Consider the following 13628-nt stretch of genomic DNA (forward strand, 5'->3'; position numbering starts at 1 on the left):
GCCTTGACAACGCTTGAGTGTAATAACAATCAACTGACCAGCTTGAACCTCTCGGGCTGTACCGCCTTGACAACGCTTGAGTGTAATAACAATCAACTGACCAGCTTGAACCTCTCGGGCTGTACCGCCTTGACAACGCTTGAGTGTAATAACAATCAACTGACCAGCTTGAACCTCTCGGACTGTACCGCCTTGACAATGCTTAACTGCCTCAGGAATCAACTGACCAGCTTGGATTTGTCTGGACACAAAGCTTTGACAGCTCTGAACTGTAGTAAGAACCTCTTGAGGAAACTTGATCTGTCAGGCTGTACGAGTATAATCTTGCTGACGTGCCATAGGAATCAAATTAAGGCGCCCGAGATGGCTAACTTGGTCAATAGTTTGCCAGACTTACAAGGTAAGGGTGTGGGACTCTTTAAAGTGTTTTATGATGGAAGTGGTGAGGGCAACGTTTGTCTCGCTGCACATGTAGCTACTGCCCAAGCTAAGGGGTGGAAGACTCAGTTTACACGCAGCTATTTTGACGACGCTTGGTACGACTACACGGGAGCAGACAACGCTCTCTATGCTGTCTCCTCTTGGTCAACTTTTGGTGGATCAATCTCCTTCACTGGGGCAGACAACCTCAACGCTGTCCTCTACGGTACGGAGCTGACGGTCGTCGCTACCCCCGCTTATGGCTACAAGCTGACTAAGTTGACCGCCAATGGTAAGGACATCCTCGCAACAAAGAAGTTTGTCGTTACGGAGAATACCGAGATCAAGGCAACCTTTGCGAAGAAGAAGAACTATACAGTGACATTCACGCCAAAAGGCGAAGGCGAAAACAAGCTCACAGCTACTAGAAATGGGGAGCCCTTTACCTCTGGAAGCCTAGCTTATGAAGGCGACAAGATTGTCATCACAGCTCAGCCTGCTGAGGGCTACCAGATAGACAAGTGGCTCATCGGCAAGGAAGAGATAGAGGTCACTCCCTATACGGGTCAAACGACCTTTGAGTGTACCGTCGGCACGGCAGATGTTTTAATCAAGGCGACCTTTACGAAGAAGACTTTTGCCGTTACGCTCACTAAGGAGGGCGAAGGTACGATCACCGCTACTGGAGCCGCTGACCTCACTGCCGTTCCCTATGGCACGGAGCTGACGATCAATGCTACGCCAGCTGAGGGCTACAAGTTGACAGCTCTCACGGCCAACGGTCAGGACATCCTCGCAACAAAGAAAGTTGTGATCAAGGGAGCAACGGAGGTTAAGGCTACTTTTGCAGATAACACGGGCGTGGAGACGACGGTCACGCAGCAGGTGAAGCTCTACCCGAATCCAGCGACTGACCACATCATCGTGGAGGGTGTAGCGCCTGCTAGCGAGGTGACGCTTCACAGCATGACGGGCGAACGGCTCTATACGGGTCTCACGGATAGCCGAGGCGTGCTACAGATTGACCTGACGCCCTATGCGGACGGGGTCTACCTAGTCTGCGTAGCGGGCGAGACTTACCGAGTGGTGGTAAGGCGATAGAATCAAAAAAGGGGCGAACGACGGTTCGCCCCTTTTTTGATTAGAGGTTAGAAGGGAGAGGAAATCGGAGCAATCGGAGCGATCAGAGTGATCGGACGAGTAACGGCCTGTAGGGACGCACGGGACGAGTAACGGCTGTAGGGACGCACGATCCGTGCGTCCGTTGTGTCAAAGGATTACGTATATTTCTCTGTAAACAAAGCAGAAGCTCATAAGCTTTAACGGGGACGGACGCACAGATCGTGCGTCCCTACAGAGGGCTACTCGTCTTGCTGTACGACAACGGACGCCTCCCGCTAGACACTCCCGAGCGTCCCTACAACCGTTACTCGTCGGCTGGTTCAATGTTTAGTCTCTATCCAGCTGTCGTGTCGCTCTTATCTAGGGGCTGTTGAGACGCTTGTTGTTCACAGACCGATGTTGGGGGCACTAGGGGTCTGGTGCGATGGATGCTTGTATTACCTTTGCACCGTCGATTGACTAGACAAAGACTAAGTAACAGCGAACATCTTGCCCCCCAATCGTCTAGTCCGACCCACAAGGGGTCGATCTTCTAACACGTCCGCCTATCCATCGGTCGTTCGGGGTTGTTGCCCCTCCGCCCGACGGCTACGATGCGTCCGACCGCAGGAGGTCGTCTGCTATTCGTAAAGAGGAATGGACGTGTGATTGTTGTTGGGACGCACGATCCGTGCGTCCGTTGTGTCAAAGGATTACGTATATTTCTCTGTAAACAAAGCAGAAGCTCATAAGCTTTAACGGGGACGGACGCACAGATCGTGCGTCCCTACAGAGGGCTACTCGTCTTGCTGTACAACAACGGACGCCATCCCACTAAACACTTCCGTGCGTCCCTACAGCGGGCTACTCGTCTTGAGCGCATTTACAGCGGGCTACTCGGAGGGAGCGGGGCTAGCTAGTGCGACTCTGTATGGCTGAGTAGGCTTGCTTGAGTAGCTCGAGGGTGTCATGCGCGGCCTCTTGCTGGGCGCGCTTCTTGCTACTACCTGCGCCTCGCCCTACGGGCTTGCCATCGATCCAGACGCTGTAGATGAAGCGGTCGTGAGGCATCGCCTGATGCTCTTCAAGACGAAACTCGTGGGACAGGTGATGCTTCTGAACCCACTCGATGAGTTCGCTCTTATAGTTCTGAATGCTCGCCACCGTATGCTCCTGCATGTCCCGGTAGGTGGGGAGGATGTAGTCACGGACGAACTCTTGCGTACGAGCATAGCCCTGATCGAGGTAGATGGCTCCGATGAGCGCCTCGACGGTGTTGCCGTAGATGTCTACCGAGTTGTCCAGTGCGCTCGGCACCATGATGATATAGCGCTCTAGATGCAAGCGACGGCCTACCTCGTTATTGACGGGGCGGCTCACGAGCGAGCTCTTGCACTTGCTCAGCTCACCTTCGTCCCATGTGGGGTGGAGGTGGTAAAGGTAGGTGCAGATGGAGGCTTCGAGGACGGCATCGCCGAGGAACTCAAGTCGCTCATTATTGAGCTTCTCCCCATCCTCTCCGATGATGGTGCAGGAGCGGTGACGCATCGCTAGGAGATAGAGGTCTGTGCGGACGGGCACGATGCCTATCCGGTCAAAGAGTGAGGTCAGATCTGGCGTGCGCTGCGAGGTACCCCCACGCATCTTACGCCACCAGTGCTGCCAGCGCTCGCCTAGCTCTTGAAGCAGGGATCTAGTCCTAGAGGTGCGAAGGAATCTCATAGCCGTCGCTCTCTAGAAGACCCCAAAAAGCGATACCCCTCCATACTCGTCGGCTCTAAAGCAACGTGCGTGAGGGGGTATCGCTGATACAGTGTCATGAGTTGATACGGTGCGGATGCGCTTACTGGATCTTCTTGAAGATGACGCAAGCGTTGTGACCGCCGAAGCCGAAGGTATTGCTCATGGCTACGTTGACAGTACGCTTTTGCGCCTTGTCAAAGGTAAAGTTGAGCTTGTAGTCTATCTGATCGTCTTCGTCACCTGGCTCATGATTGATGGTTGGTGTGACGACATCCTCCTGAATGGACTTGACGATAGCCATCGCCTCTAGCGCTCCTGTAGCACCGAGGAGGTGTCCGGTCATAGACTTGGAGGAGCTGATATTGAGATCGTAAGCTTTGTCGCCCCAGACGCTTTGGATAGCTTTGACCTCGGAAGCATCACCGACAGGTGTCGAGGTGCCGTGGACGTTGATATAGTCTACATCTTCGGGCTTCATACCAGCATCTTCTAGTGCGCGGGTCATCACGAGCTTAGCGCCTAGTCCCTCGGGGTGGCTGGCAGTCAGGTGATACGCATCGGCTGATAGTCCGAAGCCAGCAAACTCGGCATAGATCTTAGCTCCACGAGCGACTGCATGCTCATACTCCTCTAGTATAAGGATAGCGGCACCCTCGCCTAGTACGAAGCCATCACGGCTAGCACTGAAGGGACGAGAGGCTGTCTCGGGAGAGTCATTACGTGTGGAGAGGGCGTGCATCGCATTAAAGCCACCGATACCAGCGACTGTCACAGCGGCCTCGCTACCGCCTGCGACCATCATCTTCGCTTTGCCTAGGCGTATCATGATAGCTGCGTCGATGATAGCATTCGTTGAGGAGGCACAAGCCGAGGCGACGCTGTAGTTGGGACCGTGGAAGCCGTACTCAATTGATACGAGTCCAGCTGCGATGTCGGAGATCATCTTAGGGATGAAGAAGGGATTGAAGCGAGGTCCTCGCTCAGGATCATACTGCAGGATCTCCTCTTGGAAGGTTTCTAGGCCTCCGATACCTGCGCTGATGATGACACCGACCTCGTTTTTGTCAACATGCTCTAGGTCTACAGCGGAGTCTGCGATCGCCTCTTTTGTTGCTACCAGAGCGAGCTGTGTGTATCGATCATAGCGACGTACCTCCTTTCGGTCAAAGTGGTCTTCGGGGTTGAAGCCCTTGACCTCACAGGCAAACTGGGTCTTGAACTTGGAGGCATCAAACTGTGTGATGGGAGCTGCTCCACTCTTGCCCGCTAGCAGGTTTTGCCAAGTGGTAGGAGCATCATTGCCAATGGGGGTGATGGCACCTAGGCCAGTCACGACTACTCTGTTAAATTGCATAGGCTATATCAAAGTCAAGCGTCAGTATATGAGGTGTCTGTTGCTGTGTGCAACAGATCCTAGCGGTGTAAACTGAATATTGGGAAGCACACAAGGGCAAGCCCAGCACCCATGCTGGGAGATCTGAGACTTGCCCTCGGGCTTTGTACTTTAGCAGGAGAATCGCCACGCAACTATGTGGCGACACCTCTGTATCTTATGGTGAGGAGAGCGCTACTGCGTATACTCCTCTAGATGGATTATGCTAGCTGCTTCTCAATGTAGTCAATAGCGTCGCCAACGGTCTTGATACCCTCAGCCTCCTCATCGGGGATGGTCATATCAAACTCCTTCTCGAAGGCCATCATCAACTCGACCGTGTCAAGAGAGTCAGCACCGAGATCGGTGGTGAAGTTTGCCTCACGAGTTACCTCTGAGAGCTCAACGTTGAGCTTGTCTGCGATTAGGTCTTTGACCTTGCTTTCTACTTCTGCGTTCATTGCTTAATAGGTTATTTGATGAATAATTGATTAGTCATATGGGGCGGTAGCGTAGCTCTGCTGGTCGCTCCACGCGAGGAGCGTATCGTATCCGCAGATTTAGCTGTACCTTTGTACAGAAGAGGTGTCAGAGCGTGTGAATGCCGTCGCATTTTGCACACATACACCTCTTATGTGCAACAAATGTACGAAGAAAAATGGAAACCATAGCAATATTCGCCTCGGGCAATGGAACAAATGCTGAAGCTCTCGTCCACTACCTGACAAATATAGACAACATTTCCGTCGCGCTCATAGCAACTGACAATCCTCACGCCGGAGTCCTCCAGCGTGCTGAGAGACTAGGTGTACGCTCTCTCATCTTCCAGCGCAAAGAGATGGCGAACGTTGCCTTTGCCGAGCAACTCCGAGAGCAATATCAGGTGACAGCTATCGTCCTCGCAGGCTTCCTCGGCTTGGTGCCAGAGAGCTTGCTGCGAGCTTTCCCTCGGCGCATCCTCAATATCCACCCAGGGCTCCTACCAGACTATGGGGGCAAGGGAATGTATGGCGACCGTGTCCACGAGTGCGTCCTCAAGGAGCACTGCAAAGTGAGTGGCATCACGATCCACCTCATCGATGGCGAGTACGATCGTGGCTCGACGCTCTGCGAGGTGCGCCTAGCGGTCCACCCCGATGACACGGTCGACACGCTCGCTGAGCGCATCCATCGCCTCGAGTACACCTACTACCCTATCGTTGTCGCCGACTACCTCACACGTCCCGACCTTACGCCACTAGCTTAGTTGGGTTACTCCTCCGACGACTGATCAAGCGCTTTAAGCGCCTTGAACTTAGCCTGCATCGTCGGATTCTTGTAGGTGAGCTTGCGAATGGTTAGCCCCTCCGCCTTGTCATTGGCTAGGCGCAGGTTGTTTTCGCTGCCGATGAGATTGTCCTTGATCTTTTGCAAATGCTTGATCGAGTTGTCGATCTCTTCAATTGCTTTCTTAAACTTATCGCTCGCTAGGCGATAGTTACGCCCAAACTTGTCCTTGAACTCCTCTATATCCTCTTCAAAGTGTGTGATATCAATGGATTGTTGCTGCGCCTCAAAGAGTTGCTTCCGAATATCGAGGCTCTTGCGCGAGGTAGAGACCAAGAGCGTGATCAGCGGCACGAAGAATTGGGGGCGGATCACATACATCTTCTCGTAGCGGTGCGACTTGTCCACAATGCCCCCGTTGTAGAGCTCGCTGTCGGGCTCTAGGAGCGACACGAGGACGGCATACTCGCACCCCTTCTTGCGACGATCCTCGTCCAGCTTCTTGAGAAAGTCCTCGTTGCGATGCTTCGTGGCTGTCTCGTCAGCCTCGTTTTTCATCTCAAACATGATGGAGATGTACTCAGGCTCGCCCGCTCCCGCATAGTCGCGAAAGATAAAGTCCCCCTTGGTGCCACCGACCACTTCATTGTCCTTCTCAAAGTAAGCGTAGGGGTAAAAGGTCCTCAGCTTCTGCTCAAACTCTAGAGCGCAGTGCTGCTCCAGCGTCTCGCCTATCATCTTGGTGGAGAGACGCGCCTTGAGATCTCTGTAAAAGCTCACCTGCTCCTTCAGTCTCTCCTCCTGCTCCTTGTGCTGCTCCTGCAGCCGGCTAAGCTCTAGCTGAGCCTCCTTACTCTGCAGCTCCGCCTGAGATCGTAGCACGACGATCTCCTGCTCCTTAGCTTGTAGCGCTTTCTGGCTCTCAGCCTGGGCTTTTAGGCGTTCGTTATCCCGCAAGCTCTCTTGCTGCGCCAGCTCTGCATGGAGCTCCGTGATCGTTTTCTCCTTGTCTGCTAGAGCCAGTCGCAGCTCCACCTGGCTCTTCTCTCCCATAGCGTCTAGTCTGCTCTGGAGCTGTGCCAGCTCGGTGTCTCGCTGTGCCAGTCGCTCCTTGAGTGTCGCCTCAGCCTGCGCCACGGCGAGCTGTTGCCCCTGTCGGCTCCGCTCCTCTACGAGTGCGATCCGCTCAGCGAGCGCCTTCTCAAAGGCCTCGCCACGCACCTGCTCTAGGAGCTGCGCATAGCCACGCTCGTCAATACTAAACGGCTTATTGCAATTCGGACAAATCAATTCGTGCATATCTTATCTCAGGTCTCTCTAAAAAGGTTGATTCAAGTGAAGACAAAGATACTCTTTTCCGCAAATCTCTCTGAGAGAGGCGCAGAAGACTTCAGGGCTGACGCATTATAATCCTTTCCTCTGGGGACTACATATGATGCCCCCGAGGAAATCAAAAAACTCCACGGAGCAAACGAAAATTTTCCACGGAACCGAGAAATAAAAGTTCGGAAGAATGAAATGAAACTTCGGAAGAAAGGAATCAAAGTTCCGAAGAATTTTTCCGTTCCTCGCTGAAGATTCGAAGATCTCCACCGAGGGATTGTTCGGTTTCCTTGATAGTACCGTAGATGCACTCATCCTGCGTAATGCGTCAGCTCTGTACAAAATTTGCACGACTCACAATAAATAGGTATCTTTGTGGTGGTAATAAAACCGCTTAACCTTTTAGAATACCTATATATGAGTACAAAATCAATCAAAGGTACACGTACCGAACAGAACCTCCTCAAGTCATTTGCTGGAGAGTCTCAAGCTAGAAATCGCTATACATACTTCGCTGGAGTAGCTCGCAAGGAGGGATATCGTCAGATCGAGGCTGTTTTCCTAGAGACTGCTGATCAGGAGAAGGAGCACGCTAAGCGCTTCTTCAAGTTCCTTGAGGGTGGTGAGCTAGAGATCACCGCAACCTTCCCTGCTGGTGTCATCGGCACCACTGCTGAGAACCTCAAGGCTGCAGCTGCTGGTGAGCACTGCGAGGCTGAGGAGATGTATCCTGAGTTCGCTGACATCGCAGACGAGGAGGGATTTAAAGAAATTGCTGCCGTCTATCGCAACGTAGCCAAGGCTGAGCATCAGCACGAGATGCGCTACCTCAAGCTCCTAGAGCGTGTCGAGTCTGGCAAGTACTTCGAGCGTGACGAGGAGATCTACTGGCAGTGCCGTAACTGCGGCTTCGTGGTCAAGGCTAAGAAGGCACCCGCTAAGTGTCCTGCTTGTGCACACCCACAGGAGTTCTTCGAGCCAATGCGCGACAACTACTAAAAAGTATCGCATAGGCTGTCCGCCTATACAGATCAAGCCCAGCAGACTCTTCGTTTGCTGGGCTTGATTCGTTTAGTACCTCTAGAGAAAAAGAAAGCACTCAGACGAGCGCACGGAAGAGCTGCACGAAAGCCTCCGCCATCGCCTCACGTGTATACTGCTGATAGTGGTCGGTAAAGGTCTCTCTCGGTAGCGCCTCGCCACGCTCTAGACGCTCCAAGTGATGTGCGACAAACGCTACGACCTGCACTACATCGGTAGCAGCGAGCGCTCCGCCATGTGCTCGGAGTATCTGTGCTACAACGCTCTCGTCGCTCTCCACCATCAGGATAGGCCGATGCATCGCCATCGCTTCAAAGAGCTTGGTCGTCACCATCCCATGTGGTCCCTCGGGCTGCTCACGACGGCCTAAGAGGAGGAGCATATCGGCCTGAGCCAGTAGCTTCGGCACCTCAGCGTAAGGTACCATTGCGTGAAAGTGCTGCGCAGCTCGTACACTAGGAGGGTACGCTTCTAGGAGTTGCTCAAGGAGCTGCTGCGAAGCGTTGTCACAATACCAATGCACCTCGACAGCTCCACGCTGAACCCACTTGTCTAGCGCCTCCTCTTGTAGCGCCTCTAGAAGCAACGTCGGGTCCCGCATCTCTAGCGATAGGAGACGTCCCGTATAGACGATGCGTAGCGGTAACTGTGGGGACCGCTCGGGCTGTGCTACGAAGAGCCCCTCGTCATATCCATTCGGTATGCAGAGGACTCGCTGCTCTGGATGGAGCTCTTGCAACTGATTGCGGTGCCACTCGGAGACGGTCACGATGGCGGAGGCTTGGCGCAGCGCTTCTGTCCGAGCTTTGATGAAGCTAGCTCGAAGCCAGCTGTAGAGCTTTCGGCGCAAAGGTAGCCAGCGTGGTAGCGGTGCTGGAAGAAAGCCTTCGGGTGTGTACTCCTCGACGATGTCTCGGCAGTCCATCACAGCGGGTAGCCCCATTTTCCGTGCCAAGCGAGCGACCGCTGGTAGCGGGAAGGTGCGATAGCTCATTCCCACGATCAGCTCATATTGTGTCAAGTCGTAATGCTGACGCAAGTGCCGTACGAGGCGCCTGCTCTTCACCTGCCAGAGCGCATCAGCGAGCGCATAGAGCGACCTTCCCCTCTTGGGAGCTAATAGTACACGCTCTAGACGGTGTGCAGGCAAACTACTCGTGCGCTCCACAGAGCCGTGAGAGCCTTGGTGATCCCCTCTGATCTCTTCGCTCACCACGTCCACCTGCCACTCTTGCTGGGGGAGGCGCTGCAGGAGTGCCGTGATGCGAGGCGCAAACTGCGGGGGCAGCAGATCGGTCAGTAGCAGGATACGGTGAGGAAGCATAGGAGCGCAAGGACTATAACCCAACGATGTCCGTCGCAGGCGAGAGCTTGATGATCTGTCGCAACAAAGCTCGGTAGAGACGCGTGTGGTAAATGTGAGGATCGTCTAGTAGCAGGTTCTCATTGTGAAAGAGTAGCGTCACCTCGCCATGATAGCGATACGTCTGATTGACCATTGCCAGAGCCACCCGCTCAGCCTCTGCGTAGTCGAGGTGCATATACTTCTCATCATGTAGCGTGTAGTCCATCACCGTGAGCGGGTGCAGGATCAAGTCCGTGACCACCATACTCTGAGGATTGATAAAGCGCACAGGACGCGACGTACCCAGCCTAAAGCCCGCCACATCAGCGTAGCTCATGGAGTAGTCATGATAGATGCCAGCCCCGAGGAGCGCATTGTAGTCCTCAGGCTCACGCACCGCTAGGTAGTGATGACGAGAGCAGGTGACGGGCTCGCCTAGCTCTTTTTCCAGTTCTTCCTTAGCCGCTTCCACCGCATCTGGGTGCTCCGAGCAGTAGAGGTTTAGATGGAGACCAAACTCCACCTTGCGTCTCCTTGCCAATCGCATGATGGCTGCTACCTTATGATTACGTAGCGTGTAGTTGGGCTTGTCCAGTGGATGCGGACTAGGAGTTTTGATGAAAAAGATCGTTCGCACAGGGATAGCGCACTTACGCTGTGTCTCCACATTCCAGTCCAGGAAGCGTCCATAGCTAAAGAAGAGATCCTCACTAGCCCGCGAGAATGTATTGCGATAAGCGGCCCGCAGCGAGAGCCGCTCCTTGAGGAGGAGGCGCAGGAAGCCCCGCACACCCGAGCTGTAGTAGGGTTGGTCTAGATCATGTGTGAGCGACACCGAGCTAAAGCCGGGCTCCATCGGCTGTACCGCCAGACCTATCTCACGCATCAGTCGTCGTAGCTCCGCAGCATACTCATCCACCAGTGGACGCTCCAGAAAGCCCGCACGATAGCCCAGCGACTCCCGTCCTGGGAAGCGACCATGCTGATCCCTCCGCTTACGATAGTACATCTCCTCGTAGCGAGACAGTAGGAAGTAGCTACTCGCCACGAGGTCTGCGTAGATAATAAGACGTGTGCCATAAGGCGTCTCTAGGCTCTCCTCGCGAGGCTCCCCAAAGAGTAGCGGCATCCTATGCCACTCGGCGAGAGGTAGTGTGGGCATCGACTCGGCACGACCATACTGCTCATAGTCAAAGAAGCCCGACGGGACGATCACCACACGATGATACGGCTTCGCCTCCTCAGGCCGGCAGTAGGCGACGTAGTCAGGTGAGCGTTGCATCTGAGCGTGACGCGAGATGCGGATCTTGCCCGAGATGTCGAGCGGGATCGCATCTCCGAGTAGGAAGGAGAGGATATATTCTGTCGCCTCGTAGTGTCGCATATAGATAAGTCAATAGAGATACCGTAGATAGTACCGACGCAATTGCAGACGCATGGGCAGCGTCTGACGCCCCGCCTGCAGGCGCAGGTAAGGGTGTGGCACAGCTCCGAAGCTGCGAAAGAAGAAAGCGATGCCTGCCTGCATCGATCCCTCAAAGTCAAAGGTGTGACACCCCGTCTCTCGGCTCCATACGATGAGCCTATCCAGTAGCAGAGCCATCGCATCCTCGCCCTCAGGCGTCCTATCCTGTCCCCCCGCAATGTAGTAGGCAGTGCCAGCATGATGCGCCACAAAGGCTCCAGCCATAGGCTCCTTCGTCTGAGGTGAGAGCAGGAGCAGGACGGCACCCTGCTGATGTGCCACAGCAGCCGTCACCAGTCGCCTCAGCGAGGAGGCGCAGAGACGGTCTCCACCGCTACGCTGCAAGCTCTTACGACAGAGCTCCACCAACATTTCCGCACAAGTTGCCACATTCGTCTCCTCAGCCCAAAGTTCTCGTAAACCCAAGGCAGTGGCGCGACGCACCTTTCGCTGGATCAAACTATTGTACAGCTCTTGGGGCGACCTTTGCGTCAAGTCTAGAAGATGCGTATAGGCGACCGAGCTACGCCACGCTCCCGCAGGCGTCTCACACGGGAGCCAGTCCCAATAGTCGAGCGGTAAGTGCGCCTCTATATAACGTAGTGATGAGGGAAGTGCCTCGCTAAGCGCTTTCATAGCGGCGAGGTGAGCAATGTATCGATCTCGATCAAAAGGCTCCTCCCCCACTGCTCCCAAACGATCACTCAGTGGGCCCGCAAACTGACAGTAAGGAGGCACGATCAGGTGCCGTTGCGTAGGCATAAAGAGAGGCCACGCCAGCGTCGGAGCACCCTCCTTAGTCTCCGCCGTAGTGAGTACATCCATCTCTCCCATCCCCGATGCTGCTAGGAGCCACCAGGGCTGCACATAGAGCGGTAGCGAAGGGGTCTCAGCACACCATCGCACGTACCGCTCACTAGAGAGGGAGAAATGACTGACGGAGAGACTCACAATATACTGAGCAACTTCAGGGTTAGAGAATTAGTCAGCACAGCACGTAGCTCATAAGCCTCCTTAGGCTATACGCTAGATATCAAAGTCTTCGTCGACCAGCTGATCCGTCGTGTCTGGGGCTTCGCCCTCCTCACCTTCGTCAGCCTCTTGCGAGAGATGCAGCTTACCCTCATGAGCCAGCTGATCCATCACCTGCTGAGCCACTTCGTCGGCCAGCTCAGGATTGTCATCCAAGAGCTCCTTGACAGCATCACGACCTTGACCTATGTTATTGCCTTGATAGGAGAACCACGAGCCACTCTTCTTGAGGATACCCATGTCGGTAGCCGCATCAATGATCTCACCTACACGGTTGATGCCCTGACCGAAGAGTATATCAAACTCAGCACGACGGAAGGGAGGAGCCACCTTGTTCTTGACCACACGCACACTCGTCACCTTGCCGACCACATCGTCGCCCTTCTTAATCTGCTTGTAGGCACGTATGTCTAGGCGCACAGAGGAGTAAAACTTAAGCGCATTACCACCCGTCGTCACTTCGCTAGGACCCGTAGGGCTGTAGCCATTACCGATCTTCATACGGAGCTGATTGATGAAGATACAGCAAGTCTTAGAGCGACTCACAGCAGCCGTGATCTTGCGCATAGCACGAGACATGAGACGAGCGTGCAGACCCACCTGCGTGTCCCCCATCTCGCCCTCTATCTCCGCCTTTGGAGTCAGAGCCGCTACCGAGTCCACCACAAGAATGTCCACCGCCGACGAACGAATCAGTTGCTCCGCAATGTCTAGCGCCTGCTCACCATCATCAGGCTGAGAGATCCACAGACGGCTAATGTCCACTCCTAGAGCCTGTGCATAGGTCGGATCAAAAGCGTGCTCCGCATCAATGATCGCAGCGATACCGCCCAGCTTCTGCGCCTCGGCAATAGCGTGGATAGCCAGCGTCGTCTTACCCGAAGACTCTTGTCCAAAGATCTCAATGATACGTCCACGAGGGTAGCCCCCGACACCGAGAGCTATGTCGAGCGTCAAGCTCCCTGAGGGGATCACACTCACATCCTCCACGGCATCATCCGCCATATTCATAATAGCACCCTTGCCAAACTGTTTCTGTATACGCCCCATGGTAGTCTCCAGCGCCTTCATTTTCGCTGCGACATCTGTAATAGGAGGAGTGACGACAGTCCTCTCATTTTTCTTTGCCATATTTACCTAGTCCTTAGTTGAATATCGGAGGTCCGGGAGCCAATGCTCTTAACCATATATAACCTCCCATACAAAGGTAATGAAAAAAGGGACATCTCATCCCTCGACACTGCTTAGCGAAACGTCGGGCATCCGTTGTCAAGTAACGGCTGTAGGGACGCACGATCTGTGCGTCCGTCCCCGTTAAAACCAACGACGCTGTAACATTTGATACAACGGACGCACAGATCGTGCGTCCCTACAGCCGTTACTCGTCCGATACCTCCGATCCCTCACCTCTGAGGAAATCGAAAATGCCTCGGTAGAAAATGGGAATCCGCCACAGAGGAATAAAAAAATTCTTCCGAACTTTGATTTGCTTCTTCCGAAGTTTCATTTCATTCTTCCGA

The 13628-nt window shown here is 54.1% G+C and carries 13 protein-coding genes; 4 read left to right on the forward strand and 9 right to left on the reverse strand.

All coding sequences use genetic code 11. From position 1 onward, the window contains the following. Together Q0X57_RS04350 and Q0X57_RS04355 are read left to right on the forward strand one after the other, a co-directional pair. Nucleotides 1-1521 (forward strand): T9SS type A sorting domain-containing protein (locus Q0X57_RS04350; RefSeq protein ID WP_297728183.1); only part of this gene is annotated, 1521 nt, incomplete at its 5' end. A gap of 242 nt (nt 1522-1763) precedes the next feature. Further along, nucleotides 1764-1916, forward strand: coding sequence for a hypothetical protein (locus tag Q0X57_RS04355; protein WP_297728186.1), 153 nt, complete (start codon nt 1764-1766; stop codon nt 1914-1916). A gap of 158 nt (nt 1917-2074) precedes the next feature. On the opposite strand, the gene Q0X57_RS04360 is transcribed toward Q0X57_RS04355, so the two are convergent. The 4 genes from Q0X57_RS04360 to Q0X57_RS04375 all read right to left on the reverse strand — a co-directional run bounded on the left by Q0X57_RS04360 (nt 2075) and on the right by Q0X57_RS04375 (nt 5097). Continuing rightward, entirely contained in the window at nt 2075-2230 is a 156-nt protein-coding gene (locus Q0X57_RS04360) for a hypothetical protein (RefSeq protein WP_297728188.1), read from the reverse strand. 203 nt (nt 2231-2433) lie between these two features. Further along, nucleotides 2434-3243 carry a ribonuclease III gene (gene rnc / locus Q0X57_RS04365; protein ID WP_297728192.1) on the reverse strand — a complete coding sequence of 270 codons (810 nt, stop codon included), beginning with the start codon at nt 3241-3243 and terminating at the stop codon, nt 2434-2436. Between the two features lie 121 nt (nt 3244-3364). Further along, complete coding sequence (gene fabF / locus Q0X57_RS04370; protein WP_007365550.1) at nt 3365-4618, reverse strand: beta-ketoacyl-ACP synthase II; 1254 nt, start codon at nt 4616-4618, stop codon at nt 3365-3367. Nucleotides 4619-4857: 239 nt separating this feature from the next. After that, a complete protein-coding gene (locus Q0X57_RS04375) occupies nt 4858-5097 on the reverse strand; it encodes an acyl carrier protein (RefSeq protein WP_004331282.1) in 240 nt (79 codons plus the stop codon). A 197-nt stretch (nt 5098-5294) separates the two neighbouring features. Between Q0X57_RS04375 and Q0X57_RS04380 the strand changes: the two genes are divergently transcribed. Then, a complete protein-coding gene (locus Q0X57_RS04380) occupies nt 5295-5882 on the forward strand; it encodes a phosphoribosylglycinamide formyltransferase (RefSeq protein WP_297728197.1) in 588 nt (195 codons plus the stop codon). A 5-nt stretch (nt 5883-5887) separates the two neighbouring features. On the opposite strand, the gene Q0X57_RS04385 is transcribed toward Q0X57_RS04380, so the two are convergent. Beyond that, nucleotides 5888-7201, reverse strand: a complete 1314-nt coding sequence (locus Q0X57_RS04385) for a DUF2130 domain-containing protein (RefSeq protein WP_297728200.1) — start codon at nt 7199-7201, stop codon at nt 5888-5890. A gap of 441 nt (nt 7202-7642) precedes the next feature. Here Q0X57_RS04385 and rbr point away from each other — a divergent pair, with 441 nt between their 5' ends. Beyond that, nucleotides 7643-8224: a rubrerythrin gene (gene rbr / locus Q0X57_RS04390; protein WP_297728203.1), complete on the forward strand. Its 582-nt coding sequence runs from the start codon at nt 7643-7645 to the stop codon at nt 8222-8224. A gap of 100 nt (nt 8225-8324) precedes the next feature. Here rbr and Q0X57_RS04395 read toward each other — a convergent pair whose 3' ends face one another. From Q0X57_RS04395 to recA, 4 genes are all read right to left on the reverse strand, one after another. Then, entirely contained in the window at nt 8325-9590 is a 1266-nt protein-coding gene (locus Q0X57_RS04395; RefSeq protein WP_297728206.1) for a glycosyltransferase, read from the reverse strand. A gap of 13 nt (nt 9591-9603) precedes the next feature. Continuing rightward, nucleotides 9604-10995: a polysaccharide deacetylase family protein gene (locus tag Q0X57_RS04400; RefSeq protein WP_297728209.1), complete on the reverse strand. Its 1392-nt coding sequence runs from the start codon at nt 10993-10995 to the stop codon at nt 9604-9606. 9 nt (nt 10996-11004) lie between these two features. Continuing rightward, nucleotides 11005-12027, reverse strand: coding sequence for a GNAT family N-acetyltransferase (locus Q0X57_RS04405; RefSeq protein ID WP_297728211.1), 1023 nt, complete (start codon nt 12025-12027; stop codon nt 11005-11007). Between the two features lie 75 nt (nt 12028-12102). Continuing rightward, nucleotides 12103-13239 carry a recombinase RecA gene (gene recA / locus Q0X57_RS04410; protein ID WP_297728215.1) on the reverse strand — a complete coding sequence of 379 codons (1137 nt, stop codon included), beginning with the start codon at nt 13237-13239 and terminating at the stop codon, nt 12103-12105. Nucleotides 13240-13628: the final 389 nt, after the last annotated feature.

The sequence above is a fragment of the uncultured Porphyromonas sp. genome (assembly GCF_947254915.1).
Lineage (GTDB): Bacteria > Bacteroidota > Bacteroidia > Bacteroidales > Porphyromonadaceae > Porphyromonas.

Bases quoted from the DNA above. Each gene is read 5' to 3' on its own strand.
- rnc (WP_297728192.1), bottom strand. From the start codon at position 3,243: ATGAGATTCCTTCGCACCTCTAGGACTAGATCCCTGCTTCAAGAGCTA.
- fabF (WP_007365550.1), bottom strand. From the start codon at position 4,618: ATGCAATTTAACAGAGTAGTCGTGACTGGCCTAGGTGCCATCACCCCC.
- Q0X57_RS04375 (WP_004331282.1), bottom strand. From the start codon at position 5,097: ATGAACGCAGAAGTAGAAAGCAAGGTCAAAGACCTAATCGCAGACAAG.
- Q0X57_RS04380 (WP_297728197.1), top strand. From the start codon at position 5,295: ATGGAAACCATAGCAATATTCGCCTCGGGCAATGGAACAAATGCTGAA.
- Q0X57_RS04385 (WP_297728200.1), bottom strand. From the start codon at position 7,201: ATGCACGAATTGATTTGTCCGAATTGCAATAAGCCGTTTAGTATTGAC.
- rbr (WP_297728203.1), top strand. From the start codon at position 7,643: ATGAGTACAAAATCAATCAAAGGTACACGTACCGAACAGAACCTCCTC.
- Q0X57_RS04395 (WP_297728206.1), bottom strand. From the start codon at position 9,590: ATGCTTCCTCACCGTATCCTGCTACTGACCGATCTGCTGCCCCCGCAG.
- Q0X57_RS04400 (WP_297728209.1), bottom strand. From the start codon at position 10,995: ATGCGACACTACGAGGCGACAGAATATATCCTCTCCTTCCTACTCGGA.
- recA (WP_297728215.1), bottom strand. From the start codon at position 13,239: ATGGCAAAGAAAAATGAGAGGACTGTCGTCACTCCTCCTATTACAGAT.